At 65.6% G+C, this 25814-nt stretch carries 28 protein-coding genes; 4 read left to right on the top strand and 24 right to left on the bottom strand.

Annotated elements, in window-relative coordinates; all coding sequences use genetic code 11:
- Window positions 1-41 precede the first annotated feature (41 nt).
- The 14 genes from QEP15_RS20965 to QEP15_RS20900 all read right to left on the bottom strand — a co-directional run bounded on the left by QEP15_RS20965 (window position 42) and on the right by QEP15_RS20900 (window position 13303).
- Window positions 42-1043 (bottom strand): Bug family tripartite tricarboxylate transporter substrate binding protein, encoded by a 1002-nt coding sequence (locus QEP15_RS20965; RefSeq protein WP_280147989.1) that lies wholly within the window; start codon window positions 1041-1043, stop codon window positions 42-44.
- A gap of 211 nt (window positions 1044-1254) precedes the next feature.
- Window positions 1255-2133, bottom strand: a complete 879-nt coding sequence (locus tag QEP15_RS20960) for a LysR substrate-binding domain-containing protein (protein WP_056325836.1) — start codon at window positions 2131-2133, stop codon at window positions 1255-1257.
- Window positions 2134-2185: 52 nt separating this feature from the next.
- Entirely contained in the window at window positions 2186-3019 is an 834-nt protein-coding gene (locus tag QEP15_RS20955) for an amidohydrolase family protein (RefSeq protein ID WP_180097903.1), read from the bottom strand.
- A gap of 48 nt (window positions 3020-3067) precedes the next feature.
- Window positions 3068-3748, bottom strand: a complete 681-nt coding sequence (locus QEP15_RS20950) for a fumarate hydratase C-terminal domain-containing protein (protein ID WP_280147988.1) — start codon at window positions 3746-3748, stop codon at window positions 3068-3070.
- Complete coding sequence (locus tag QEP15_RS20945; RefSeq protein ID WP_056325844.1) at window positions 3742-4677, bottom strand: fumarate hydratase; 936 nt, start codon at window positions 4675-4677, stop codon at window positions 3742-3744. The genes QEP15_RS20950 and QEP15_RS20945 overlap by 7 nt, the downstream gene beginning before the upstream one ends.
- Before the next feature lie 12 nt (window positions 4678-4689).
- Window positions 4690-6429, bottom strand: a complete 1740-nt coding sequence (locus QEP15_RS20940) for an L-aspartate oxidase (RefSeq protein ID WP_180097904.1) — start codon at window positions 6427-6429, stop codon at window positions 4690-4692.
- Window position 6430: 1 nt separating this feature from the next.
- Window positions 6431-6775 carry a succinate dehydrogenase/fumarate reductase transmembrane subunit gene (locus tag QEP15_RS20935; RefSeq protein ID WP_108696761.1) on the bottom strand — a complete coding sequence of 115 codons (345 nt, stop codon included), beginning with the start codon at window positions 6773-6775 and terminating at the stop codon, window positions 6431-6433.
- Window positions 6775-7107, bottom strand: a complete 333-nt coding sequence (locus QEP15_RS20930; protein WP_280147987.1) for a succinate dehydrogenase — start codon at window positions 7105-7107, stop codon at window positions 6775-6777. The genes QEP15_RS20935 and QEP15_RS20930 overlap by 1 nt, the downstream gene beginning before the upstream one ends.
- Window position 7108: 1 nt before the next feature.
- Window positions 7109-7843 carry a succinate dehydrogenase/fumarate reductase iron-sulfur subunit gene (locus QEP15_RS20925; RefSeq protein ID WP_217618803.1) on the bottom strand — a complete coding sequence of 245 codons (735 nt, stop codon included), beginning with the start codon at window positions 7841-7843 and terminating at the stop codon, window positions 7109-7111.
- A 204-nt stretch (window positions 7844-8047) separates the two neighbouring features.
- Window positions 8048-9229 carry an MFS transporter gene (locus QEP15_RS20920; RefSeq protein WP_056325855.1) on the bottom strand — a complete coding sequence of 394 codons (1182 nt, stop codon included), beginning with the start codon at window positions 9227-9229 and terminating at the stop codon, window positions 8048-8050.
- 90 nt (window positions 9230-9319) lie between these two features.
- The gene (locus tag QEP15_RS20915) at window positions 9320-10216 is read right to left on the bottom strand and encodes a glycerophosphodiester phosphodiesterase (RefSeq protein WP_227741295.1); all 897 of its coding nucleotides are present in this window, start codon (window positions 10214-10216) and stop codon (window positions 9320-9322) included.
- Window positions 10206-11810: a hypothetical protein gene (locus tag QEP15_RS20910; protein WP_280148938.1), complete on the bottom strand. Its 1605-nt coding sequence runs from the start codon at window positions 11808-11810 to the stop codon at window positions 10206-10208. Before QEP15_RS20910 ends, QEP15_RS20915 begins: the two co-directional genes overlap by 11 nt.
- A gap of 2 nt (window positions 11811-11812) precedes the next feature.
- Complete coding sequence (locus tag QEP15_RS20905) at window positions 11813-12727, bottom strand: hypothetical protein (protein WP_280147986.1); 915 nt, start codon at window positions 12725-12727, stop codon at window positions 11813-11815.
- Between the two features lie 117 nt (window positions 12728-12844).
- Window positions 12845-13303 (bottom strand): hypothetical protein, encoded by a 459-nt coding sequence (locus tag QEP15_RS20900; RefSeq protein WP_152382488.1) that lies wholly within the window; start codon window positions 13301-13303, stop codon window positions 12845-12847.
- A 264-nt stretch (window positions 13304-13567) separates the two neighbouring features.
- Here QEP15_RS20900 and QEP15_RS20895 point away from each other — a divergent pair, with 264 nt between their 5' ends.
- Genes QEP15_RS20895 through QEP15_RS20880 form a run of 4 tightly spaced genes read left to right on the top strand, consistent with a single transcriptional unit; the run spans window position 13568 to window position 17159 of the window.
- Entirely contained in the window at window positions 13568-14152 is a 585-nt protein-coding gene (locus QEP15_RS20895; RefSeq protein WP_175155235.1) for a hypothetical protein, read from the top strand.
- Window positions 14153-14201: 49 nt separating this feature from the next.
- Entirely contained in the window at window positions 14202-14867 is a 666-nt protein-coding gene (locus QEP15_RS20890; RefSeq protein WP_175155234.1) for an RNA polymerase sigma factor, read from the top strand.
- Complete coding sequence (locus QEP15_RS20885) at window positions 14867-15487, top strand: hypothetical protein (RefSeq protein ID WP_280147985.1); 621 nt, start codon at window positions 14867-14869, stop codon at window positions 15485-15487. The genes QEP15_RS20890 and QEP15_RS20885 overlap by 1 nt, the downstream gene beginning before the upstream one ends.
- A gap of 34 nt (window positions 15488-15521) precedes the next feature.
- Window positions 15522-17159 carry a caspase family protein gene (locus tag QEP15_RS20880; RefSeq protein ID WP_253854821.1) on the top strand — a complete coding sequence of 546 codons (1638 nt, stop codon included), beginning with the start codon at window positions 15522-15524 and terminating at the stop codon, window positions 17157-17159.
- 15 nt (window positions 17160-17174) lie between these two features.
- Here QEP15_RS20880 and QEP15_RS20875 read toward each other — a convergent pair whose 3' ends face one another.
- The 10 genes from QEP15_RS20875 to QEP15_RS20830 form a co-directional block, all read right to left on the bottom strand.
- Window positions 17175-17969: an SDR family NAD(P)-dependent oxidoreductase gene (locus QEP15_RS20875; protein WP_152382485.1), complete on the bottom strand. Its 795-nt coding sequence runs from the start codon at window positions 17967-17969 to the stop codon at window positions 17175-17177.
- Window positions 17970-17987: 18 nt separating this feature from the next.
- The gene (locus tag QEP15_RS20870) at window positions 17988-18494 is read right to left on the bottom strand and encodes a 2,4'-dihydroxyacetophenone dioxygenase family protein (protein ID WP_056325881.1); all 507 of its coding nucleotides are present in this window, start codon (window positions 18492-18494) and stop codon (window positions 17988-17990) included.
- A 22-nt stretch (window positions 18495-18516) separates the two neighbouring features.
- Window positions 18517-19536 (bottom strand): LacI family DNA-binding transcriptional regulator, encoded by a 1020-nt coding sequence (locus QEP15_RS20865; protein ID WP_280147984.1) that lies wholly within the window; start codon window positions 19534-19536, stop codon window positions 18517-18519.
- A 59-nt stretch (window positions 19537-19595) separates the two neighbouring features.
- Window positions 19596-20126, bottom strand: coding sequence for a VOC family protein (locus QEP15_RS20860; protein WP_179690065.1), 531 nt, complete (start codon window positions 20124-20126; stop codon window positions 19596-19598).
- A gap of 9 nt (window positions 20127-20135) precedes the next feature.
- Window positions 20136-20900 (bottom strand): SDR family NAD(P)-dependent oxidoreductase, encoded by a 765-nt coding sequence (locus tag QEP15_RS20855; RefSeq protein ID WP_152382482.1) that lies wholly within the window; start codon window positions 20898-20900, stop codon window positions 20136-20138.
- A gap of 51 nt (window positions 20901-20951) precedes the next feature.
- Window positions 20952-21914: a Bug family tripartite tricarboxylate transporter substrate binding protein gene (locus tag QEP15_RS20850; protein WP_152382481.1), complete on the bottom strand. Its 963-nt coding sequence runs from the start codon at window positions 21912-21914 to the stop codon at window positions 20952-20954.
- Window positions 21915-22032: 118 nt separating this feature from the next.
- The gene (locus tag QEP15_RS20845; RefSeq protein WP_175155230.1) at window positions 22033-22476 is read right to left on the bottom strand and encodes a nuclear transport factor 2 family protein; all 444 of its coding nucleotides are present in this window, start codon (window positions 22474-22476) and stop codon (window positions 22033-22035) included.
- Window positions 22477-22550: 74 nt separating this feature from the next.
- Window positions 22551-22691, bottom strand: coding sequence for a hypothetical protein (locus tag QEP15_RS20840; RefSeq protein WP_175155229.1), 141 nt, complete (start codon window positions 22689-22691; stop codon window positions 22551-22553).
- A gap of 149 nt (window positions 22692-22840) precedes the next feature.
- Entirely contained in the window at window positions 22841-24676 is a 1836-nt protein-coding gene (locus tag QEP15_RS20835) for a methyl-accepting chemotaxis protein (RefSeq protein ID WP_280147983.1), read from the bottom strand.
- 106 nt (window positions 24677-24782) lie between these two features.
- Window positions 24783-25730, bottom strand: coding sequence for a sensor domain-containing diguanylate cyclase (locus tag QEP15_RS20830; protein ID WP_280147982.1), 948 nt, complete (start codon window positions 25728-25730; stop codon window positions 24783-24785).
- Window positions 25731-25814 lie beyond the last annotated feature (84 nt).

The following is a 25814-nucleotide window of genomic DNA, read 5'->3' as shown; positions in this document are numbered from 1 at the left end:
GGTCGAAGCAGGGCTGGCGCGCGACGAAGCCCTGCGGTGGGTCAGCTGGCGGTGATGCCTTTCTTTTGCACCAGAGCCTGCCATTTGGCGGACTCCGCGGCAATCTCCTTTTGCAGCGCCGCGCCAGGCACGATAGTGGGCGCCATGCCCTGGTCTTGAAGGTACCGCTTCAAGCCCGGTTGCTCAACAGCCTGGTTGGCCACCGCAAGCAGCCGGACTATCGCGGCCTGCGGCGTGCCGGCAGGGGCCATCAGCGCAAACCAGCCGGTGAACTCGAAGCCGGGCACGCCGTCCTCGGCGGTGGTCGGCACGCCGGGCAGCAAGGCCGCGCGCTCCTTGCCCGTGACGGAAAGCGCGCGCAGGCGGCCACCTTTGAGCAGCGGCGCAATCGCATTGATGTTGCCGACGGCCACCTGGATGACGCCTGCCATCAGGTCCGTGTAGCCCGGGCCTTCACCCTTGTACGGGACATGCATGAGTTCAATGCCGGCGGCGTCCGTGAAGGCTTCGCCGGCCATATGCGTCTGGCTGCCGACCCCTGCGGACGAAAAGCTGAGCTTGCCCGGCCGCGCCTTGGCGTAGGCAATGAGTTCCCGCGTGTTCTTGACAGGCAGTTCGGCATTGACGGTGATGACCATCGGTCCGCTTGCGACCTTGGCGATGAGGCTGAAGTCGTTGAGCGAGTAGGGCAGCTTGCTGTAGATGAACTGATTGACGGTGAACATGCTTCCCGAAGCGAGCAACAGCGTATAGCCGTCCGCGGGTGACCCGGCCACGGCCTGCGCGCCCACGCTGCCGCCGGCGCCCGCGCGGTTCTCGACGACGATGGTCTGGTTCAGGCCCTTGGCCATTTCGGAGGCGAGCGCGCGCCCCAGCAAATCGGTGGCGCCGCCCGCCGAGAACGGGATGACCATGCGGATGGCCTTGTCCGATGGCCAGTTCGCGCGCGCGGGCGCCGCCAGCCAGGGCGACAGCGCCAGCCCATACCCCATGGCCTTGATGAGACGGCGGCGTCCATTCACAGGTTGATGTTCGTCTTTCACGGTGTTGTCTCCTTCGTTCGCGGTAGGCGCGGCCCGCCGATCTGCGGGAAGGGCGGGGTTTGCCAGGCAGCAACTGTCCCTCGGGCCAGCCGGCTCGATTTTTTTGGGGCGTCGCGGTGATTGTTGGCGGACTACTGGACTGCTGGGTTACGCACTGCTGGACTGCTGAGCTACGTACTGCGGATCAGGTATGGGGATGCGCCTCGCGTCGTCATCGGGTCTGGCTGGCGCAGACCGACTTCAATGCGTCGAGCAGCAACTGCGAAAGATGCGATCGGGGATTCTCCTGGGGCGCCAGGATGCCCAGACGGCGCTTGATGGTCGGAGAGCCGAACGGCGTGACCCGGATTCCCGCCGGGAACTCGTTGCGGCCGCGCCTGGCCGGCACCACGGACGCGCCAAGGCCATTGGCCACCATCGCAATGACGCCTTCCAGGTTGTCGATTTCCATGGTCGACCGCACCGTGATGCGCCTGCGCACCATTTCTTCCTGCACCAGATGGCCGACGCGGGCAGAGCGGTTGAATCGCACGTACGGGGTCTGCTCCAGGATTTCCTGGTCGCTGGCGCCCTGCACCGACCGGTGCGCGATGACGACAAGCTCTTCCTCGACGAAAGGTAGGAAGTCCAGGCCGGAGCGCGGCGCATCTGGCTCGGTCACGATGGCGACATCGAGCTGGCGGTGGTAGATGGCCCGCTCCAGGTCATGCGTCAGCCCGGTGGTGACGTGAACCTCCAGCCCATGCCCCTGCTTTTGCAGGTGCCGCAGGGCCAGCGGCAGCACACCCGACACACAGGTGTGCACACTGCCCAGCTTGAGCAGGCCGGCCGACGTCCCCTTCTTGAGCGAGGCGCTCATGCTCTCCCAGTGCGTGATCAGGTCGCGCGCGCGGTGGACCAGCGCAAGGCCCGTGTCCGTCAGGATCGGCGGGCGGCGGCTGCGGTCGAAGATCGTGATGCCCAGTTCATCCTCCAGGGCGCGGACCTGCATGCTGACGGCAGACAACGACAGGCCGATCGTGTTGCCGGCCTCGGCGAAACTGCCGTGGTCTGCGATCGCTATCAGCGTGTAGAGGGTCCGGATGTCCATGCAAGAGTCGTCCTGGTAGGGGGCGCGTTGCGAAACGCGCGGGGTTCGGGCGCTACATCCCGAGCAGCCGCCGGGCGTTGCCTCCCATGACCTTCTTTAGGTTCTCCTCACGGATCGGCAAGCGCTCAAACCACTCTTTGTACCCTTGCACGGGACAGAAGGGAAACGAGCTGGCGTACAGCATCCGGTCGGACAGAAAGCTGTCGGCCGCCTTCACGTATTCCTCCCAGCCGGGCATGCGCGAAAAGTACATGTCTGGCGACAGCCATAGATTCGGCCGCCGGAAGCCCAGGTGCAGGATTTCGTTGACCCAGGGCCAGCCGCCGTGGGCGACCACGACATTGAGGTTGGGAAAATCGGTCAGGACGCGATCCGTCCGAATGGGATCGGAATAGCTCAAATCGGGTCCCGCGGTGCCGCCCACCATCATGATCACGGGCACGCCAACGTCTTCGCAATGGCCATAGATGGGATAAAGACGCCGGTCGTCCGCGTGCATGGGCACCGGATACGAGCCCGGTTCGATGTTGATGAGCCGGAAGCCGTCCTCGATGGCCTGATTGATGGTCTGGCAGGCCTTGCGCCGGTCGGTGGGGTCGATCGAGGCCGCGCCGATGAACCGGTCCGGGTGTGCGGCCACAATGCCGCGCACGTCGTCGTTGGACACGCTGCCCAGCACGCCGGCCAGCCTGCCCACCACCACGCCGCGATCGATGCGGGCCGCCTCCATCTCTTGCAGCAGCAGGTCCATCGACTGTTGCTGGGCCGCCTTCGAGGGTTCGAATCCCACCGTCCGAGTGAAGCCGTCGCGCCGTTCTCCCGCTGAGTACATCAGCGTGTTCAGGAAGCCGCCCACGGGCGGCCGAAGCCGAAAGTCGATGATCATCGCAGTCTCTTTGAATGGAATCCGATTGGGGGCACGGCAAGGCGGCGCCTACATCACTTCGTCCTTGCGGTCGTCGGTCTCGCCGTAGCGGTGCAATGCGGGCGGCTTCAACCCGGCATAGAGCTTTTCGATGCCGGCGTTGATCGTTTCCGCGTGCTGCGCGAAAAGCGAGTTCCCGTGCAAGTCGCTTTCGACGATGAAAGGCCCGAAGTCCTTGACTTCAAACAGCCACATGGCCTGCGCGATGCCCAGCTCATCCAGCCAATGCACCTCGCGAACCTGCTTGATGCCCCGTCCCAGCAGCGCACCCGTGCCGTAGCCGACCGTGGTCAGGTAGATGGCGCCGCCCGGCGCCAGTACCTGCTTGTAGTCATCGGCGGGCATGCCGCCCTTGCCGATCAGGATGCGGCACCCCGTTTCGCTGAGCCACCGGGGAATCCATTTGGAGAACCGGAACGATGCGGTGGCGGTGACCGCGCCCACGTTGTAGCCGCCGTGGCCGTCGGGTGCGGCGGCGGGCGAGCAGTGGAAGTTGACGTTACTGACGGACCGCAGATCCACCGGCAGCGGCAGGCCCTCGTCCAGCACCTTCTTGTAGACGCCCTCGCGAGCCGTGTACACCAAGCCATTCAAGTACACGGCCGATCCCAGTTCAAGCTTGGCGATGTCTTCCGTCTCGGCGGGCAGGTCCAGGTGAAAGACCTTGATGTCGTCGTCGTTGTTTACCATTCGACCGTCTCCCGGCGCATGTAGGGCGTGAACCATTGGGGATCCGTGCGGTACTGGATCTCTCCGTTGGCGTGAATTCGCGCGGTGGCGCGGCGCGAAGACAGACAGAACGTATGCAGGCTGATGGGCATGCCGCCGGTGTGCGTGTAGCCACATTCGATGTGGCAGTCGACCACCATGCCGGTGCCGACGAAGCCCATCGCGCCCATGCCGATCGAGTTGCCGAGCTTCATCAGTTCAAGCTCCAGTTCGGCCACCTTGGGATCGGGATTGCGGTCGCCTACCGTGCGCAGACAGGCCGCCTGCTTGCCGAGCTGCATGCACGTGTCCTTGGAGCCGCCCAGACCGATGCCGACGATGGCGGGCTGGCAGGCCAGCCCGCGCTTGCCGAATGCGATCAGGGTATCGAGCACGAAGCGCTTGATGCCGTCTATGCCGTCACCCGGAAACAGCATCCGGTAGTCGGTGCCGAAAAGCCCGCCCTTGTGCACGGTGGTGATCTCGATCCAGTCGGCGTCCGGTTCGAACGACCATTCGATCTCCGGCGCGTTGATGCCAACGTTGTTGTTGTGGTCGGTGCGCCAGAGCGGATGCACGCGGTTCGGCCGCAGCGGAATGGTGACGGTGCCTTCGGCCGTGGCGTGGCGCAGCGCGCGCTCCACGGCCACGAACCCGGCGTCCACGGATGCCTCGTTGCCGACCTTGACGTAATACCGCGGCAGGCCGGTATCGGCGCACATCGGGCGCCGGTCCTGGTCGGCGGCTTCCCAGTTGTCCATCATGGCGTGGATGACGAATCGCGGCAGCTTGCCGGTTTCCTTTTTCTGGAGCGCCTGGATCCCTTCCTTGTAGTCCTTGGGGATCTCGATTGCAGCGCGGCGCATGATTTCCAGCGCGGCTTGTTCAATCTTCTGGACGGGAATTCTCATGGTGGGTTGCCTTCAGCTTTGGGGGTTGCCTGCTTCGCCTTCGATCAGCGATTCGCCGGGCTTCACGATGTCAAAGGAAACCGGCACCATCTCCAGCTTCACGTCGCCGTCCCGCGCGCTGACGCGCGTGTAGCAGCTGGTGTGCAGGTCGCCCGGTTCGGAGAAGTCTTCGCGATAGTGCGCGCCGCGGCTGTTTTCACGCGCCAGCGCCGACACGGTGATGACCTTTGAGATGTCGACCAGGCTTTCAAGGTTGAGCCAGTCGTGCCAGGTCAGGTTAAAGCGCCGGTCGCCGTCCGCCACGCCGATATCGCGCAGGGCGGCGCGGTGGGCGGCAATGGCGTCAAGGCCATGTTCCATGGCATCCCGATTGCGCAGCACGCCCACGTCGTCCCACATCGTCTGCGACAGCGCATCGCGCAGTTCATGGATGCGTCCGGCGCGCCGCGAAAACGGGAACTCGGCGCGTTCGACACCGCGCGCGATGACCTGCTGGTCCGGATCGCGCCAGTGGCCTTCGCGGGCGACATAGGCGGCCATCGCATCGCCCGCGATGCCCCCGAAAACCGTGGAATTGGCGACGCCGTTTCCGCCCAGCCGGTTCGCGCCGTGCACGCCGCCGCAGTCTTCGCCCGCGGCATACAGGCCCGGCGAGGCGGTCGAGCCATCCACATTGAATTCAACGCCGCCCATCAGGTAATGCGCGGTCGGCACCACTTCGACCTTGCCACCGGCCAGGTCGAATCCGCAGTCCTTGCATCGATTGACCATGCCGGGAAAGGTCTTGGCGACTTTCTCCGGACCCAGATGGCTCATCTGGATGTAGACGCCGCCCATCGGACCGGTACGCCCCGCGCGCATCTCGGCGTAGATGCCGCGGCTGACCACGTCGCGCGTGGCCCGTTCGCCGCGCTTGTCGTAGTTCGTCATGAAGCGTTCGCCTTCGCCGTTGAGCAGATAGCCGCCGGCGCCGCGCAATCCTTCTTCCAGCACCGTGCCGGTCATGCGTGTATCCGGTCCGCCCAGCAGGCCGGTCGGATGAAATTGCACCATCTCCATGTCCCTGAGCTTCAGGCCATAGCGCAATGCCATGGCCAGGCCGTCGCACGTCTTGTCACCGGACGGCGTGTGGTAGCGGTACATCGTCGGGCCGGCACCGGTGGCCAGGAGGACGGCCTTGGCCTGCACGAAGCGATAGGTGCCCGCACGCATGTCGATGAAGAGCACGCCCGAGATGCCCGAACCGTCGGCGGCGGGAATGAGCTCGATGGCGCGGTGCTCCTCAAGTTCCTCCACGTCCAGCGCGCGAACCTGCTCCATCAGCCGGTTGATGATCTCGATGCCCGTCAGGTCCGCCTTGTGCACGGTCCGGTCAAAGCTCTGGCCGGCAAACGCCTTGGAGTGCAGCGATCCATCGGGATTGCGGTCGAAGAAGCAGCCGATCTCGTTTTCGAGTTCCCGCACGCGTTCGACCGCGCCTTCCACCAGCCGCCACGCCAGATCCTGGCGCGGCAGCCACTTGCCGCCTTCGATCGTGTCCATGAAGTGGCGCTCGACCGAGTCACCCGCGGCCAGCGCGACGTTGTAGCCGCCCTGAACCATGCGGGTACAGCCGCACTTGCCGAGCAGGCCTTTCACAGTCACCGTCACCTTCAACGAGGGGTTTGCCTTTTTCGCGTGCAACGCGGCAAAGAGGCCGGCCCCGCCGGTGCCCAGCACCAGAATGTCCGTCTTGTGGTTGTCGATACGCATGTCAGATCACTCCGGCGATGAACGCCAGTCCGGTGGCCATCGAGATCGCAAATCCCCATCCGATCCAGGCAACGCGCGCGTCGCGCGGAGAGCGCCACGGCAGAAGTTCCAGCGCAAGCAGGCGCAGGCCGAAGAACATGTGAAGCGTCAGCAGCAGGACCAGCCCCCATTCGCCGGCTTTCATCCACGGCATTTCCGCCAGCTTCAGGAAGGCGTCCAGCCTGGCTTCGTCCAGCGCCATTGCCAGCACGTAGAAGTGCACGGGAACGAACAGCGCCAGCGCCAGACCAGAGAGCCGATGTCCCAGGAACGCCCAGTACGCCCGGTGATTGCGTGCGGACCTCATCACGCCAGCCCTCCCACCGCGGCGACCGCGCGCATGCCCAGGACGAGGAGCACCGCGCCGAACGCCAGGCCGACGACGGAGGCGGCCGGCCGGCCAAGCTTGAGCCACTCGATCAGGATGTTGCGCAAGCCGATGGGGACGTGGACCGATACGCTGACCACGAACAGGCCGTAGAAGACGATCCACAGCCAGTTCCCGTCGGTGCGCGAGAGGATTTCGCCAGTGGTCAGGCCACCGCGGACCGCATAGATCACCAGGCCGACATGCACCAGGACGAAGGGCGCCATCACCATCGCCGTAAGGCGCTGGAGCGCGAACAGACGGGCCTCCATGTCAGTCTCCCTTGAGCAGGCTGAAGATGGCGCTGCGTTTCAGCCCGGCAATGCTGCCGGTCGGGCTCAGGCTGACCGGACAGTGCTTCATGCAGCTGCCCTGCGTGTGACAGGAATTGCAGCCGCTGCCGGAGGTGGCCTTGTGCAGGACGTCCTTGGGATCGGCGTGCCGTTCGTCGTTGTAGAGCGTCCACGCGCGGTTCAGCGCCGCCGGCCCCAGGTAGTCCTTGTCCCAGGAAACCACGTCACAGGCGGCGTAGCAGACGCCGCAGTTGATGCATTCGATGGCCGCGTCGGCCAGCTTGCGCTGCTTGCTTTGCGGCAACACCTGTGCCGGCGGATCGGCGCGCGTGGCGGTGCCGACAAAGGTATTTCCGGCGCGTGCCCACTTTTGAAAGAACTCGCGCATGTCGACGACCAGGTCCTTGATCCGCGGCATGTTGCGCAAGGGCTCGATGACGATCACGCCGGCTTCCTCGACGCGGCTCACATGCGTGCGGCACGTCCAGCGCGGCGTGCCGTTGACGGTCATCGCACAGGATCCGCACACGCCAACGCGACAGGCGTAGCGGTACGAGAGGCCGGGCTCCTGCGTACGCTGGACTTCCGTCACCACGTCCAGGACGGTCTGGTTGTCACGCCACGGGACCATGTAGGTGGAGAACTTGCCGTCCTCCGTGCCTCGCGAAATGCGAACCGTCAGTTGCTTCGGGTTCGCGGAGTGCTTCGTATCCATTTTCCGTCCTCAAGCGGCATGCTGCGCCCATGAACAGAATTCTGGAACTTGCGATTCCCTGTAGCAATACAGATTTGGTTGATATTTTTTGAACTTATTTTGGGCGGCCCGAGGGGCGTCGCGTGGCACTGCGGGGTTGCCGCGACGCGGTAGATTCAGCGGTTTGCGATGACGCAGTGCGTCAATGCCGCTTGCCGCGGCTTGTCATGGCGACGCGCGACGCGGCAACCACCGCCAGAACACCCCGGCCGCGACCAAGCCCAACGTCCCCACTCCAAAAGATGCGCCGCCCAGCGACAACAGCGCCGTCAGCGCCGACAACGCCACCGGCCCGCCGCTTGCGCCCAGATCGGCCATGAAGCGCCAGATGCCCAGGAATTGCGTGCGCGCGCCCGGGGGGGCGGCATCGGCGCCCAGCGTCATCACGATGCCAGAGCCGATGCCGTTGCCAAAGCCCAGCAGCAGCGACACCAGGATGAAGCTCGTCACGCCGCTAGTCAGCGGGATCGCCATCAGGCTCAGCCCCATCAGCAGGGTGCACGGCAGCGCCACCCACAGGCGGCCGCGCTGGTCCATCACCTTGCCCGCGGGATAGAACACGGACATGTCCACCGCGGCAACTAGCCCGTAGACGAGGGACGTGGTGGTGGCGTCCAGGCCGAGGTGGTCCGCCCAAAGCGGTATCACTACCTGACGCGATGCCCGCAGGGCGCTGATCAGCATCACGCCCACGCCCAGCGTGGCGTAAACGCTGCGATGATCGCGCGCGACCTCGCCGATGCGGGCGCGCGGCTTGCCAGCCGCCTTGACGTGAACGGGTTCGATGTCCGGCGCCTTGATGGCGATGAATCCCGCGCCGAGCATCGCGCAGACGGCGATCCAATACGCGCCATCCAGGCCCAGAAAGTGGATCAGCGCCGCGCCCGCGAAGGGGCCGATGAAAGTGCCGATCCGCGTCGTGCCGCCCAGCGTGGACAGAGCGCGCGCGCGGTAGGCCAGCGGCACGACCTCGATCATGTAGCTCTGCCGCGCCAGCTGGAACACCGATTGCGCGCATCCCTGCATCAGCATGGCCAGCGCCAGCACCCAGAGATGCGGCACGCCAATGACCAGCAGCAGTCCGGCCACGCTGAGCAGCGCGGCGCCGGCCATGGCGCGTTTTTCGCCGAATCGCTCGGTGATGAGCGCCGACGGAATGTTCGAGAGCAGCGAGCCGACGCCGATCAGGGCGGCGATGAGGCCGGCGGCCGCGAAGGACGCGCCTTGCTCCCGCGCGGTGAGCGCGATGACGGGAAGGATCGCGCCGTTGCTGATGCCGTAAAGCAGCGACGGACCGAACGCCGGCACGGCGATCTGCTTCAGATTGAACGATTCGGGATGCGACATGAGGGGGCGTGGGTGCGCCGGACGGCGCGGCGGTCATCGATGCGGAATCCCGTGAGTGTATCGAAAGGCCTTCGTGCCCGCCTATTAACGCTATCCGCCCACCGCCCGGCAGAACGCCTGCGCATCGCCGTCGATGATGACGCCGGACGGCAGATAGCCCTCGCGCTGCTTCGTGGCGCGAAGTTGCTGCGCCAGGGCCGCATCACCGCCGACCGCGTACGCGAAGACGCGCACGGATTGCGCGGCGGCGTCGCGCAGCAATTGGGGGTTAGCGGCCAGCGTCAGCGCGTCCACGTGCACGCCGACGGGGGCGCCGACGGTGGCGGACAGGTCGGCCAGCCACTGGCGCGTCAGTTTGGGCGCGGCGGCGCGCTGCGAAACGTATTTGCCTAGCGGATTCGCGCCCACCGACTCCGCGTGGCGCGGGTCGAACACGATCAGGCCCAGATAACCCTGCCGGTCGGTGCCGCGCACGCAGCGCAGCGCCTCGGGGAAGGCGGACGTGATCATCCAGTTGCCGTGCGGCAGCGCGGCCTTCATGCCGGCGACCAGCTTGGACACCGGCGCGCAATCGCGGTAGATGACCTTCAGTTCCGCATTGAAGGTCTTGGCGGGCTGCGCGGCCGCGACGCGTAGCGCATCAGTCAGGAACGGCGGGGGCGTCCCGCCACCCGCGCCCGTCAGCCTGGCGTCGCGCCATTGGTCGCTGGACAGTTGCAGCACGGCCTTGCGCCCAACGCCGCTCACCGTCCTGCCGGTCAGCAGATCGTGATGCAGCACCCAGGTGCCGTCCTTCAGGCGCTGCATGTCGATTTCGACGCCATCCCACGCGCCGGCGTAGGCCGCGCGAATCGAGGCCAGCGAATTCTCAGGCAGCGCGGGCGCGCCGCGATGCGCATGGACCTGCATGCCCAGGCAGGCGGCGCTGGCGCCGGACCAGGGCAGCGCGGCGGCCAGCACCGCGGCAATCAGACGGCTAGCTCGCATTGCCGTGATATCCAAACCGGAAGCCGCCCAGCACGTAGGTGCGCACGGCCTCGTTGAAGGGGTAGGTGTAGGCCTGCCCCACCACGATCACGTGCGCCACGTTGGCCAGCACGCGGCGGCGCAGCGCCTGGCCGATCGATTCGTCATCGCGGCCGCCTTCCACGCGCGACATTTGCTGGAAGAGGTCGCTTTGCGTGACGCCGTTCTGCATGAACGAGAACGCGGTCCAGACGCAGGCCAGCGTCAGGACCAGCGCCAGGCCCGCGGCCCGCGTCGCGGTGCGTCCCGGCTGCTGGCCGGCGGGCGTGCGCAGCCAGACGATGAGCTTGACGATCAGGTACAGCAGCTTGCCGAAGTGGCCCACCGCGCCCAGCAATGAAAACAGCAGCGCGACGGGCGGCACGATGGCCGCGCGCGCGGCGTCTTGGCCCAGCTGGTAATGCTGGCCGCCGCGCGAAAAATCCGCGCTGCTCGCCGAAAAGCGCGGCAGGGCTTCGTCCACCGCGCGGTCCAGCATGCCGTCGTACAGCCGCTTGAAGCCGGCGGCGTCGGTGTAGTTGGGCGCGACGTTCATGGTGGCCGGCACCATCAAGGTCTGGCGCAGCAGCTTCTGCACGCCGGGCCGCGCCACGAAATCTTCGTACGACAGACCCGGCGGGATGGCGTCTCCTTCGACGTGCACCGTGCGGCTGCGCATCGTTTTCCAGTATTGCTGCGCGACGGCTTCGTTGAAGGTGGCGCGGTCGTGCGGTTGCCAGCCCGCAGGCACGGGAATGCGCTTGCGCACGTCCTGCACCACGCGGCCCTGATAGCGGGCGGGCACGCTTTCCGGGGTCCAGCCGCGGCGCGACAGGTTGCGGCGGTAATCGCCCCAGGCGCGGTCCTGTTCGCGCGCAAGGCCGATGTCCGATGCCACCGGCACGCCCGCGTACTTCTTCCAGCGCTCGGCCACGGACTGCATCACGCTGGTGTAGACCTGGTGATACCCCCGAATGCCCGGCGCCGTCATGCGGACTTCGCGGTCATCGAAGGTGAAGGTCTTCATCTGGCGTTGCAGGTCGGTGCGGATGACCTGCCGCTTCTTGGGTTCGACCTTGTCGTCCAGGTTGTCGATGTTGGACAGCAGCACCTGGAACACCGCCAGGAACGCCTTGCCTTCGGGGCGCGCGTAGACGCCATCGTCGACCAGCCCATCCAGATGCAGGTCGCCCTGCACGAGCGATCGTTGCAGCAGTCCGGCGTTGGTGGCAACGCGGCGGAACTCGCCGTCGCGCGAGTCGACCAGCACGTTCACCATCATCTTGATGGCGCTGAAGACGAGCAGCGCCGTCACCACGCAGGCAATGGCAATCTTCAGGGACGACGGCCGGCCGCCGGTGGCAAGCCGCCGCGCCAGCATCAGTTGCAGCACGACCAGCGCCGCGGCGATGCCGGACAGGGTGCGGCCGAAGAATTCCAGTTCCTCGATGTCGTGCGGTGTCGCGCGGCTGCCCACCACATCGAGCAGCCGGGCGTTGAAGCCGAGTTCAAAACTCAGGTAGATGACCGTCAGGACGATCAGGAAGAGGATCTGGCGAATCTGGGCTTGGCGCACGTTCAATCCCTCAGATCCAGGCGGGTCGAGGTGATTTCCTCGTCGGGCAGATCCAGCTTGGCGGGCGTGCGCGATGCCGTGCCCGAGCGGGCCGGCGCGGGCGCGTCGCCCGCCGGCACGCGTTGCGGGGGCGGTGGCACGACGCGGCCTGCGCTGGCCGCGCCGCTGGCCGTCTGGGTTTGCACCGCTGCGGGAGCGTCGGGGGCGGTGCGCCGGTTCGGCCGGTTGCCGCTGGCGGGCTTTGCCGCCTTGCCCGGCCGGGCGGCCGGCGCGGCGGGCGTCGGATAGACGCCATGCAGCCGGATCGAATCCATGTACCCGGGCGGATACAGCGATTCGTCGGCGAACGGCTTGGCGCGCGGATTCAATCCGGCCACCGCCTTCACGTTGCCGCGGCGCATGCGGCCGTCCTGCGTGTAGACGAAGCGTTCGATCGACGAGCCCTTTGGGAAGTCGAAAGTCAGGGCGCTGCGGTCATCCTGGACCAGCACGACCGGCCGGTCGCGGCAATTGCCCACGTCCCACGACAGCACGTCGGACCCTTCGATGGCCAGCACGCTGTAGCGGTAATCGCAATTGCGGCGCTGGGTCTCGATCACGACCACCGTGCGCGAGCCGACGTTCTCGGTGCGCGCGATGCGCGCCGATTCCACGTTGTTGATCGGCACCACGCGCTGGTTGCCCGACAGCTTGACCGAGAAGTTCTTGCCTTCGCGCCGCAAGGTGCCCAGCCCGCCATCCTGCAAGGGAAACTGGCCGATCTCGGTGCCGAACAGGGCGGCGGTGTCCACGCCGTACACGAGGTTGCCCCGCGAATTGGTCTTGACGGCGCAGGCGGACAAGCCTGCAAGGAGCAGCACGCTGGCCGCAAGGCGAAGGAGCAACGAACGGGAATCGGACAGGCGCATCGACATCATGTTGGAGGCAGAAAAAATTGGCGCCTCTTGGGCGCCATTTTCATCAAAGCCCTGCAATGTATCGCAAAGTTACAACGCAGGGCCAGACTTGTTTCAATTGCGCGGCGCGGGCGCGCGTCAGTTGGCGGCCTGCTTGAACTCCATCGACAGCTTGACCAGTTCGTGCACGCCATGGCGCACGGCCGACACGCAGCGCGCCGCGATGCCGCGCAGCAGGGCGAGGTCGGGCAGGGTGTCGGGGGCGGCCACGAAGCTCTCCACCGACGCCGACACGCGTGCGGGGCGGTCGGCGCTTTCGGGCGCCAGCGTCAGCTTGATGGCCTTGCAGCGGTTGTTCACGACGTTGATGACCTCCAGGAACTGGTCGCGCGTCAGGTCCAGTTCGTCGGCCTGCACGAAGCTGGGGTAGACCAGGCGCAGGAACTCGGGGTCTGCGTCGCTCAGGCTGAAGTACATGATGCCCAGATCGGGATGCTTGAAGACCACGTCGCCTTGATCGTCCTGGCTGGCGACCAGGCCCAGTTCTTCTTGCACGAGGGTCTGGTACAGGGCGGACAGCGGGGTAGGGGTGGACATGTTTGAAGGCTCCGTTCTTGATGGTGGGAAATATCGGCAGGTGGAAGTGGCGGTTTGCGTTCCAGCAGGCGGGGCTGAAAAGGCGAGCCCTTGACCATGGCTACGCGCCGATTCGGAAAAGGTTCGAAAAAAGTTGGGGCGAAGCATAAACCGGAACCCGAAAGGGCAATCGCCAAAAAAGACCCAAAAAAAATCGAACCTTCTGTTCGGCCGCGCGTAGCGACAAGTACCGGCCTTCGCGCCTCACCCTCACAAGGAAAGACCATGCAGGACAAAGCACAAGACGTATTGGCGCAGGCCAGGACCCATGCGGCGCGTTGGACGGCGATCGCGGCGCGGCGCGTCAACCGCGGCGACGCGGCGGGCGCACTGCTGTTCCTGCTGGGCACGACGCTCTTTGCCGTCATTACCGTGCGCATGATGGGATCGGCCGCCAGCCTGAGCTTCTACGACATGCTTCGCCTGCAGAACGGCGCCAGCCTGCAAGGCGCAATCGCCGGGCAGGGGGCGGGCGCGGGCGTGTATGCCGTGTTGTGGCTGCTGGCCGTTGCCGGGCCGCTGCTGCCGTCGCTTCTGGAACATCGCGCGGCGCGCCTGGGCTATTTCGCGCCGCTGGCGTTGTGGGCCATTGCGCTGGCGGGCGTGGTTTCGCAAGTGCGGGAAGTCTTGGACGCGACGCGCCAGTTCGCGGGTTTCATGGGCAGTTCGCGCGCCAGCCGCAGCTTGGCTGGCGACATGGCGTCCAACCTGTGGAACAGCCTGTCGTTCGGATTCGGTTTCTATCTGTGCGCGGCCATCGCCATCGCCTTTACCGTCCGCGGCGTCGCCGCGATGCGCCGCCGCGCTTGATTTTCCGCCCCTGCGCGGCTAAGGTGCCGCAGCTCCCAGAATCCGAATCATGAATACGCTCGATTCCAAGCGTTACGTCATCAATAACGTCGACGCGCTGCTGCGCATCCTGCACGCCGACCCGCGCTACGCGCTGGCGTTTCGCAACAAGGCCGAGCAGCACATCACGCTGAAGCTGCGCAGGAAGTTCTTCAATGCACCGCCGGAAGGCGTGGTGGATGCGTTCAATAACGCGCTCATGAAGTTCCTGCAGACGCGCTCCTTCAAGGACGAAGCCCTGTTGCACGGCCAGCCCGAGGGCGGATGGACGGCGCACGAGCTGGCGGTCAGCAAGCTGGGCGGCTACCTGTACCGCGGATCGCTGCATGAATTGATCCAGATCCATCGCCGCACGCGGCACGAAGTGCACTTGACTGGCCCGCAGGGCAATGAGGAAGGGGAGGACGCGGCGCTCGGCGATGCGCGGCACGTGGCCGATCCTTCCGAGTTCAACGACCCGGCGCGCGCCTACGAGCACCTGTCGATCATCAAGCGCATGCGCGATTGCATCAACAAACTCAGCGACACGCTGCGTACCACCATGTTCCTGTATCTGGACGACATGCCGATGGAACAGATCGCGCGGCAGCAGGACCTGCACGTGCCCACCGTGAAGAGCCGCCTGCACGCCGCGCGCAAGCTGGTGACCGACTGCACGCGTAAAGGAATGGACTGATGATGCCCGAAGACCGAGTGCTGACCTATCTGTCGGGCGACATGGATCCGGATGCCCGCCGGTCCCTCGAAGCGGACCTCGCGCGCGATCCCGCGCTGCGGGCAGAGCTTGAGGCGTGGCGCAACCTTGCCCAAGCCCGCCAGCTGGCGCACAACGAGATCGGACAGGCCGAGCGCGATGCCGCCTTTCTGCGCGCGCTAGCGCAGCAGCGTCCCCGGAACGCGCCAGCCTCCCGCGCGCGCCGGCTGTGGCAGTGGCTGTGGCCCACGCCCGCCAGCCCCTTGATGTCATTGGGCTGGGCTCTGGCGATCGTGCTGTCCGTCGTGGTGGCGCAACAGGCGCCCGTCGGTCCGGACGTTGGCGGCGCGGCGCCCGATGCGGTGCTGACGCGCGGGGGCGCCTCGTGCCCGCGCCTGGTGGTGGACCTGCCCGACGCGTTGACCGCCCGGCAACTGCGCAACACCCTGTCCCAGTACGCCGTGTCCATCGTCGACGGCCCCGATGCGGACGGCCGGTACGTCCTGGCCGCCTCGCGCGAGTCGTCGCTGCGAGATGCCGCGGCGGCGCTGGGCGCGCTGTCCGCCACGGCAGCGCCGTCCGGCGCCTGCCCCACCCCTTAAAGCCCCCCCTTTGAAACCCCGTTCGCGAACCCTCATGAAGCGCATCGACCCACCCGCCCGTGCCGGCGCACCCATTTCGCGCGCACACCCCCTCGTGCGGCGGCGTCTGCTGACGGCGTTGCTTGGCGCCGCCCTGAGCGGCGGACCGGCGACCGCCGTGTGGGCGGCGGGCAGCAACGCCAGGGGGCTGAACAATCGGAACATGGTGGACGACGACCCGCCGCCTTCGGCCGCGCCGTCGCACCCGCCCGCCACGCCCGCGCCGGCGCCGGATGATGGCCCCGCCGCCAGCGCGGCGGCGTCCAACGCCGAATCCAATGCGCCCTCCCAGGCGGACCCCGAGGCGGCGTCCAATCCGACTGCTGTCCGGCGCCGTTACGCGCTGGTGATCGGCAACGCCCGCTACGCCGTGCCGGCCAACGCGCTCGTCAACCCGGTCAACGACGCGCGCCTGATCGCCGAGGCGCTGCGCCAGCGAAGCATCGATGTGACGCTGCTCACGGATCTGACCACCGCGCAGATGGAAGCCGCCGTCGACGAATTCGCCGATCGCGCCGCCGGCGGGGATCTGGCGCTGATGTACTTCGCCGGACACGCCGTCGCCGTGGACGACGTGAACTATCTGTTTGGCGTGGACCTGCCGTTGCCGCTGGGCGACGTGCGCATCCGCACGGCGCAGCAAAGTTCGCTAAGCCTGCGGCGCGTGTCGCAGGCGCTGCGGCGCGCCAACGTGCGCGCGCGCCTGATGGTGCTGGACGCTTGCCGCACCAACCTGACGCGCGGCACGCCTGCCGCCGGCCTGGTGCATGCCGTGCCCGCGGGCGGGGAGCTGATCGCGTTTTCGACGCAGCCCGGGGCGACCGCCGAGGACGGCTTCGGCAATCAAGGGCCGCGTCACAGCCCTTATGCGTACTACTTTGCGCAGGGCCTGCGCGCGCTGCCCGGCACGGCGCCCGTGGAGACCTTCTTCAAGCAGTTGACCGCCGACGTGCAGGTGGCCACCGCCTACCGGCAGATTCCGCACTACGCGAGCAGCCTGGTCGGCACGGTGACCTTCACGACGCTGGCGGACGGGCAGACGCCCGCGACGCCCGGCGGATCCGGCGGCCAAACCGCGCAGGGCCGCGGCCCGTCGCCCACCCTGGGCCGCGACCTGATCAAGGCGCGCATGAGCGCGTGGGAATACGAGATCGAGCGGGGCGCCCAGTATGTGGATGAACCTCGCCTCGCGTCGCTGCAGGCGCGCGCCAAGGCGGGCGACGTGGTCGCCATGACCACCTTGGGCCTGATCGCCGAGAACGGCGAGCACGTGCAACAGAACTACCCCGTCGCCGCCCGCTGGTACCAGCGCGCCGCCGACCAGGGCTTCGCACCCGCGCAGACCTACCTGGGCGAACTGACCGGCATGGGCCGCGGCGTGCCCAAGAACTACGCCGTGGCCGAACGCCTGTTCCGCGACGCGGCCGAGGCGGGACACCGGCGCGCGGCCCTGGACTTGCTGGACGTGCGCGCGCGCATGGGCGAACCGATCGACCCGCGCGAATGGGCGCGGGTGCTGCAAGACGCCGCGCTCAATCCCGTGGGCTTTCCGATGCCGGGCGGGGCGCCCATCCAGGGTCTGCCGGACATGCCGTGGATGCGCGCGCTGGGCGTGCGTCCCGGCCAGCCTTGACATCGCGGCCGCCGGTTAAAGGCTGGACCCCCCATCGACCACCATCAGGCTGCCCGTGACATACGCGGCTTCGTCGGACGCAAGAAAGAGCGCCGCATTCGCGATATCCCAGGGACTTCCCTGGCGGCCCATCGGGCATCGGGCGTCGCGCGCTTCATGGCCTTGCGCGGCAGCGTCCGCGGAGGAATAGAGCGCGTCCGCATGAGGCGTTCGGATCATGCCCGGGATGATGCAGTTGCAGCGGACCTGATCGGCTGCATACTGACGGGCGATGACCCGCGTCATGTGATTGACGGCCGCCTTGGCGGTGCTGTACGAAAGAAATTGCATCGGACTCCATTTCAGACTGGCCGTCGACGAGACATTGACGATAGAGCCCCCGCCGCGCGCTTTCATTTGCGGCAGAAAGGCGCGCGCCGTGGCCATGGAACCGCGTACATTGACCGTCATGACGCGATCCCATTCGTCATCCTGCACCGCAAGCAGGTCGCCCTGGATCTCGATGCCGACGTTGTTGTGCAGGATGTCGATGCCGCCAAAACGATGTGCGATGTCCTGCGCGGCGTGGCCGATCCGGGCCGAATCGGTGACGTCAAGTTCGATGGCATGTGCCGCACCGCCCTCCGACAGAATTCTCTCGACCGTCTCCTGGGCGGCCGGTAAGGACCGGTCTGCGCAGATGACCGTTGCCCCTTCCTGGGCAAACCGGATCGCACAGGCGGCGCCATTGCCGACCAGATCGGGTGACGAGAATGCGCTTCTCAATGTGCCTGCGCCGGCGACCAGGGCAATCTTGGATTTCAACCGCATGGCTGATGGTCTCCCGGCTCAATCTCGCGTGAACTCGGCGCCGCCCTTCGGACGAATGTACCGGGGCAGCGGCAAGCCGGCCTTCCTGGCTGCATCGATGATCGAGTCTTCGATGGCGCCCGCATCGCGAATGTTCGCGAACTGGCCATCAATGAAGTTGATGTTGGCGCCGAATACCACCATGAATCCCTCGGCAGGTTCCGTGGCGGTGTCGGGCACGGAAAAGGTGTGGACGGAGCCGCCGGGTTCGTACAGGTAACTGCCGGCTGTCTGCGGGTCGTTCGGATATTCGAGATAGTTCCACTGGCCCTTCGTCGTAAAGAAGTGGACGACACCGGTGTGGAAGTGAGTCGGAAGTCGAGTGCCCGGCGCAAACTTTCCGTACAGAACCCAGACGCCGTTTTCTCTATCGAGGAAGAGTGGAATGATCGAGGAGCCGGGTGCCGCGCCAGGAAGCTGCACGCCGTCTTCGATGTTGACGGTCAGCAGACGGTCTTGGTGGGTTTCGGTGTACGGAAGTGTCATGGAATTTTCCTTGGGTGAAGGGTCAACTGGGCGCCGCGGGAGCGCATGACTCACGCAGTATCAGTTGTGTTTTGATGACAATGCGATCGCCTTGCTCTGAAGAAGTCTGACGATCCAGTTGCTTGAGAACCTGCTGCGCCGCGCAAGTGCCCATCGCCTCCAGGTCCCAACTGAGCGAGGTGATGGAAGGGCTGAACAGCCGAGACAGGTCGGTATCGCCGATGCTGATGACGCTGATGTCATTCGGCACCGAGTCGCCGGTGTGTCGAAGGGCTTGAAGCACGCCGGACAGTATTCGCGTACCCAGGCAGACGAAGGCCGTGGGGCGGTTGGCATGCGACAGCAGCGACATGGCCTCGGCGAATGCAAACTGCATCGCCGACTGTTCGGCACGGATCAGTGCCGGGTCCGGCGAGATGCCGTGCACGTCGTAGGCATGACGAAAGCCCGCGATGCGCTCCTTTCCCGTACGCAAGTCGGTTCCTGGCGTAAGCAGGGCGATCCGCCGGTGACCCAGGTTGAGCAGATATTGCGTTGCCTGGAATGCTCCAGCCGCGTGATCCACATGGATACCAACGGAGGACGCACCGAACTCCCTATCCAGCGCCACGACCGGAATTTCCTGCGATAGCGCGTCGATGAGATCGGCTGACTCTCTTTCGCAGGGCCCGAGGATCAACGCGTCAACCCGGCGGCCGCGAAATATCTCGATCAATGACGCTTCACGCCGCCGCTCGTTATGAGTGCTGGCCACCAGTAGCGAGTAGCCCTCCGCCTGTAGCGCCGATTCCGTCGCGGTGATGATGCGTGCGTAGAGCGGATTGGCCAGATCTGACACCAGCAGCCCGATCACGCCTGAAGACTTTGTCCGCAGGCTTCTCGCGACGGCGTCCGGACGGTAGTCAAGACTGCGCGCGGCCTGTTCGACCGCAGCGATGGCTGACTCGCTGACGCGTCCTGTACGGTTGAGCGCGCGCGATGCCGTTCCCAGGGACACGCCGGCCTTCCTGGCAACATCGCGAATTGTGATCCGGTCATTCATGATTGCGTTCAGTCCGAGCCAAAAGTGGCTAACATACACCGTCTTTGGCGCACGGCTGGCTAGGTTCGCAGTCGGATCGGCGCGGACCCGTCCCACGATTCGCTGGCCTTTCTGATCTCTTCGAAATACTCGCCTTTTCCGCCTTTCATCTCGGAGATTTCGATCATGCCGCTGGGCAGGTCGGGGTGAACAAAGTACGAGAAGCGGCCGCGCGTTCCCATCCGGCCTCCATGGCCTTCCACATAGCCGCGAGCGCTCAGGTGGGCGCAAAAGTCGTCAAAGTGGTCCAGCGTCCAGAACGCCACGTGTTGAGCGCACTCTCCGCCTGTGCGCAGGGAGTCCAGATACAGCGACGGCGCGTCATCCCGTTGCTGTATCAGCTCAATCTGAAGTGGACCCGTATTGGCCAACGCGATGGAGAGGCGGGGAGGGCGGGATTCCTTGCCCTGGTAGCGGAACTCGGTGGTTCCCACTTCCTCCTTGTAGAACCAGGGTCCCACGCCCAGCACGTCAGACCAATGCTTCATGGCCTTCTCTATGTCGCGAACCACGTAGCCCACCTGCCGGACTCCCCCCAGGATCTTGCTCATGCTGTTTCCTTAATTCATGTGTGCGCCGCCGTTGATGTCCAACGTCGTGCCGGTGATGTAAGTTGAGAGGTCGCTCGCCAGGAAGAGACAGCCGCCGGCGATTTCGTGTGGCCGCCCCGCCCGCCGCAATGGCCAGCCTTGAGCGGCTTCGTCCTTGCTTTCATCCGAGCGGCCAGTCCGGGAAAAGTCGGTGGTGATGAGCCCGGGTGATATGGCGTTGACGCGGATCCTGTATTGGCCGAATTCCTTGGCCATGGCGCGCGTGATGCCCTGCACGCCGGCTTTGGCGGCGCAATAATGGGCGCCGCCAAAGATGCCGCCGCCGTTCTGGGCGGAAAGCGAGGAAATCGAGATGATGCTTCCTGCCTGCTGCCCGATCATCCGTGCAATGACCGCCTGACTCAGATTGAAGACGCCAGTCAGGTTCACCCGCAGGATCCGATCGAAGTCCGCGGGAGATATCTCCTGGAAAGCCGCCTTTTGCGTGACGGCGGCATTGTTCACCAGCACGTCGATTCGGCCGCCGGCCCATTGCGCAACCGAATCGATTGCCGCGCGGCATTGCTGCGTGTCGCCGACATCGCAGCCTAAAGCAATGAGTCGGGATTGCGGCGCGCCGAGGTCTTCGGCGGCCTCGCGTATGCGAGCCGCGTCAAGGTCAAGGATGGCCACGCGGGCGCCATGCTCGAGGAATAGCCTGGCGGTTGCCTTGCCGATCCCCTTGGGATGGGCGGCGCCGGATATGACGGCGACGCGGTCTTGGAGCAGGTTCATTGAGGTCTCGCGAAAGCGGCGACGAGCTCGCTCGTCGCCGTGGAGATGCAGTTACTGGGGCTTGATGCCGGCGTCGCGGGCCACGGCTCGCCAGGCTTCGATATCAGCGATGTTGGCCTTTTCGTGCGCCGGTCCGGGAACGTAATTTGCCGTAATGCCCAGTCCAAGCAGCTTGTCCTTGACGTCCGCTTCCTTGAGCACCTTTTCCAGCGTGTCGGACAGCTTGGCAACGATAGGCGCTGGCGTTCCGGCCGGAACGTACATGGCCCAGTTCAACTCGCGATCGAAGTCGATACCCTGTTCCTTGTAGCTCTGGATGTCCGGCACACTCGGCGATCGCTGGGTACAGACGGCCAAGCCCTTTACCTTGTGCTGCGTGACCATCGGGGTCGCCGTGGCCATATCGACGAATCCGACGTCGACATGACCGCCCATGATGTCGGTCATGATCTGGGTGGTTCCCTTGTAGGGAACATGTTGCAGCTTCAGGCCACCCTTCTGCACGAGCACCTCTCCGCAGAAGTGGCCCGTCGAACCGATCCCCCAACTGCCGTACTGCACTGGATCCTTGCGGGAGGCGGCCAGGTTTTTGAGTTCGGCGATGTTGTTGGCGGCGAAGTTGTTGTTAGCGACGACCATGATGGCTGAATTGCCAATGGCGCCGAGCGATGTGAAGCTCTTTATCGGGTCGTATTGCAGATCCTTGTAGACGGAAGGAGACAGGATATGTGTCGTCATGCCGCCGATCGTGATCGTGTAGCCGTCAGGCGCCGCGCGCGCGACCGAAGCAATGCCGATGGTGCCGCCCGCGCCAGGCTTGTTCTCCACGATCACGGGTTGCTTCAGTTCGACGGCAAAGCGCTCTGCCAGGATCCTGCCCAGCGTGTCGCCGCCGCCGCCCGCGGAGAAGGGCAAGAGCATGCGGATCGGGCGATTCGGATAATCGTCGGCGTGGGCAGTTCCCATGCCGAGTACAGCGAGCAGCACGGCCGCTGCGGCGGACAGCTTCATCATTGTTGTCTCCTCGAGTTGGATTCCTGGTGCAGCGCCGGATGGCCCGCCCTGGCTGTTATGTGCAGAACAACTTCATGCTTCGCGCCTTCCCGCCTCCTGAACGGGAAAGCCTGTACCTCTACAGCAACCCGAGCGAACGCAGCTTCGCGTTTTGACAGGTATAGGGGCGCTCGCAGATCACCTTGTCCGAGTTCGGCGCAAATTCGAAGGACGCGGCCATGCGCACGCGGAACTTGCGGCCGGTCGGCTCGTAGGTCTTGCCTTCGACGGTGAAGGGGCCGGCGTGCGTGCCGGACAGCCAGAACTCAACCAGCACGGTGTCCGTTCCGTCGGCGGCGGCCACCGCGATGATCTCGTTCTTCAAGTCCGGGAAGGACGCGCGCGATGACTGGAAATACCCCATGACTTCGTTTTCGCCGTCGAAAACGGCGCCGCTGGAGTGCATTTCATAGCGGGGGTGTTCGAAGGTGTCGATGACCTTGTCCCACTCCTGCGTGCATTCCAGCGCCATGTGATCCACCACCGTTTTGACCCGTGCAGCCTGCAAATCATCGCCCTTCATTTCTGCTCCTCGTGGAAACGTTTCCGCAAATTATCACGGGCTAGCATAGGCGAAAAAATTAGGGATTACGATAATTAGTGGAAACGATAACGCGCTTCGTGACGCGGAATAGGGGCGGTGCGATACAGCGCCGCGGCGCGATCCGGTTTCTTCGGGCAGTTATCGCGCAGGCTGCGCTTTTCAGCTTTGATGTCCGTGGTGGACGTGCCCGCCATGTCCCGGCTTGGAGTCGCAGGTCGTCGGCATTGGCCAGGGTGCTGCCTGAAGACGGCCCGGTGGCCGCCTTCAGGCGTCAGGTCTCATTACCTTGCGTAGGGAACTGAGGGGGGCGAGCGTAGGTTTGCCGCGTTGCCCCGCTTGCCGATCAGAAACTCTCCCAATCGTCATTCGACTGCGCAGGCTTGCTATCGCCCGGCACGCGCAGCGGCGCCTTGGGCTGCGCGGCCGGCTTCGCCTCGGCGCGGCGGGGCGACGCCGGTTTGCCAGCCGCAGCCGGCCGCGACGCGCTGGGCTTGGCCAGCGCGCGTTGCGGCTTGGCAGGCGGCGGCGCAGCTGGCTCGGGCTGCGTCTCGCGCGCCTGAACAATGTGCGCCTGAGCGGGGCGCGCCTGCGCAATCTGCGCGTGCGCCACGGGGCGCGGCGCTTCGTCTTCGGCCAGGCGGAACACGCTGACCAGCTTCACCAGCGTCGCGGCCTGGGCGTTCAGGCTGTGCGCGGCCGCGGCGGATTCTTCCACCAGCGACGCGTTCTGCTGCGTCGTCTGGTCTAGCTGGTTGATGGCGTCGCCCACCTGCGAGATGCCTTGTCCCTGCTCATGCGCGGCGGCGCCGATTTCGGCAATCAGGTCGGCCACGCGGCGCACCTGGGTGACGATGTCGTTCATCGTGCTGCCCGCCTCGCCCACCAGGTTGGAACCGGCTTCGACGTTGCCGACGCTGTCGCCGATCAGTTGCTTGATTTCCTTGGCGGCGCTGGCGCTGCGCTGGGCCAGTGCACGCACTTCGCTGGCCACGACGGCAAAGCCGCGGCCCTGTTCGCCGGCGCGGGCGGCTTCGACGGCCGCGTTCAGCGCGAGGATGTTGGTCTGGAACGCGATGGAATCGATGACGGCGATGATGTCGACGATCTTGCGCGAACTGGCGGAGATGGCGTCCATGGTGCTGACCACGTTGCCGACCACTTGGCCGCCGCGCGCGGCGGCTTCGCTGGCCGAGCCGGCCAGGCTGGCGGCCATCTGCACGGACTCCAGGTTCTGCTTGACCGCCGCGTTCATTTCTTCCATCGAGGCGGCGGTCTCTTCGACGTTGGCGGCCTGCTCTTCGGTGCGCTGGCTGAGATCGGTATTGCCGGTGGAGATCTGGGTGGCGCCCGTGGCGATCGATTCGCTGGACCGGCGCACCTGGCTGACCAGTTGCGCCAGGTTGGCGCGCATGGCGTCCATGTTGGCGAGCACGCTGGTCTGGTCGCCGTCGCGGCGCTGCACGCGCACGGCGAGGTTGCCCTTTGCGACTTCCTGCGCGATCTGGGCCGCGTAGGCGGGTTCGCCGCCCAGGCGGCGCATGACGGAACGCACGAGGCCCAGGCCCAGGGTGCTGCCGATCAGCGCGCACAGCACGATGAGCGCGGTCAGCGTCCAGAACGTGCGTTCGACTGCCGCGGCGGCGTCTTCGGTATCCAGGCGGGCCAGCTCTTCCTGGCGCTTGGCCGCTTCCATCAGGATATTGCGCGCGGCCACGTGCAGTTCGGCCGAGTCCTTGTGCAGCACGGTCATCGCGGTCGGATCGTTGCGGTCGGCCAGTCCCTTCACGTCGTTCACGGCCGCCTTGTAGCGGGTCCAGGTGTCGGCCAGCTTGCCGCCCAGGGCGCGCAGGGCAGGGTCCTGCTCCTGCTGTAGGCGGTCACGCGCTTGCAGCACCGATTTCTCGGAATCGTCGTTCAGGCGCAGTTCGTTCTGCCGGGCTTGCGGATCGGTGTTCCAGATGTAGACGTACATGCGCCGGAAGTGCGTGGCGCCTTGGCGGGCGGCGTCGACGACGACGCGCAGCGGCATGACGGTTTCCGTGTACATGGCGCGCTGCTTCTGGCTGATGCTCCAGAGCTGCTGCATGGCGATGGCGCCGACGGCCACCAGCATCAAGATGAAAAAAAGCACCAGTGCAGTCAGGCTGCTCCGGAGAGAGAGATTTCTGAGTTTGGACATGATGGGCACGCGACGGGGGCGCGGAATGCGCCCTCCACCCGGCCACTACAGCACGTTTTGCTGCACTGCAATACGGGGAACTACGGGTGAAAAAGGCGGATTGGCGCTATTGGCCCACCTGCACATGCTCCGCGCGGTTGCGCCCGTTGTTCTTGGCCAGGTACAGCGCCTGATCCACGCCCTTGATGAAGTCGGCCGCCGTCACCGGGCCGGCCGGCGACACCGTGCCCGCGCCGGCGCTGACCGTGACGCGCCTGCCGTGCGGCGACAGCGCGTGGACGATGGCCTTTTTCTGAAGCTGGCGCTGGCAGCGTTCGGCGACCTTGCGGGCGACCTCGGCGTCGGCCTCGGGCAGCAGCACCACGAATTCCTCTCCGCCGTAGCGCGCAACCAGGTCGCGCGGCCCGTCCAGCGCCAGGCTCAGCGTCTCGGCGATTTCGATAAGGCACTTGTCGCCCTGCGTGTGGCCATACAGGTCGTTGTACTGCTTGAAGAAATCGACGTCGAAGAGCAGTACCGACAGGGGCTGGCCCTCGCTGCGCGCACGCTCCCATTCCAGTTCGAAACTGCTGTCGAAGCGCCGCCGGTTCGCGATGTTGGTCAAGCCATCCTTGAAGGACAGGACCTCCAGCTCTTTCTGCAGGCTGAGCAGCTTTTCCTCGGTTTTCTTGCGTTCGGTGATGTCGAACATGAAGCCGATCAAGGCTTCGGGCTCTCCGGTTTCCGTGCGCACGACGTGAACCACGTCGCGGATCCAGACATAACCGTTGTCGCGAGTCAGCGCCCGGTAGTCGGCCTCGTGGTCGATGCCGGCCTGGGATTGCGAGACGCAGAAATTCACCACGTACTCGCGATCCTCGGGGTGCATGCGCATGGCCCAGTCCTCGACGGTGACCCAGCTGTCGGCGCGCCAGCCCAGCAACGCTTCGATCTGGGGGCCGATGTAGGCGAACTTCATGGTGGCCCAATCGATCTTCCAGGGAATCGCCTTGGTCGATTCCAGCAAAGTCCTGTACACCGCGTTGTCGTTGAGAAGCGTGCTGTCGTCGGCCATGCTCGATCCTTCGTGGATTCCGATGAACGGGCACTGTAGCCCGAAGCGTGTGGTGGCGGGAATGGGGGAACGCGATCCGGCGAA

Source organism: Achromobacter mucicolens, assembly GCF_029866465.1.
Classification (GTDB): Bacteria; Pseudomonadota; Gammaproteobacteria; order Burkholderiales; family Burkholderiaceae_B; genus Achromobacter; species Achromobacter mucicolens.
Note: the sequence above shows the minus strand (reverse complement) of the source record. Positions and strands in the feature narration are given on the sequence as shown.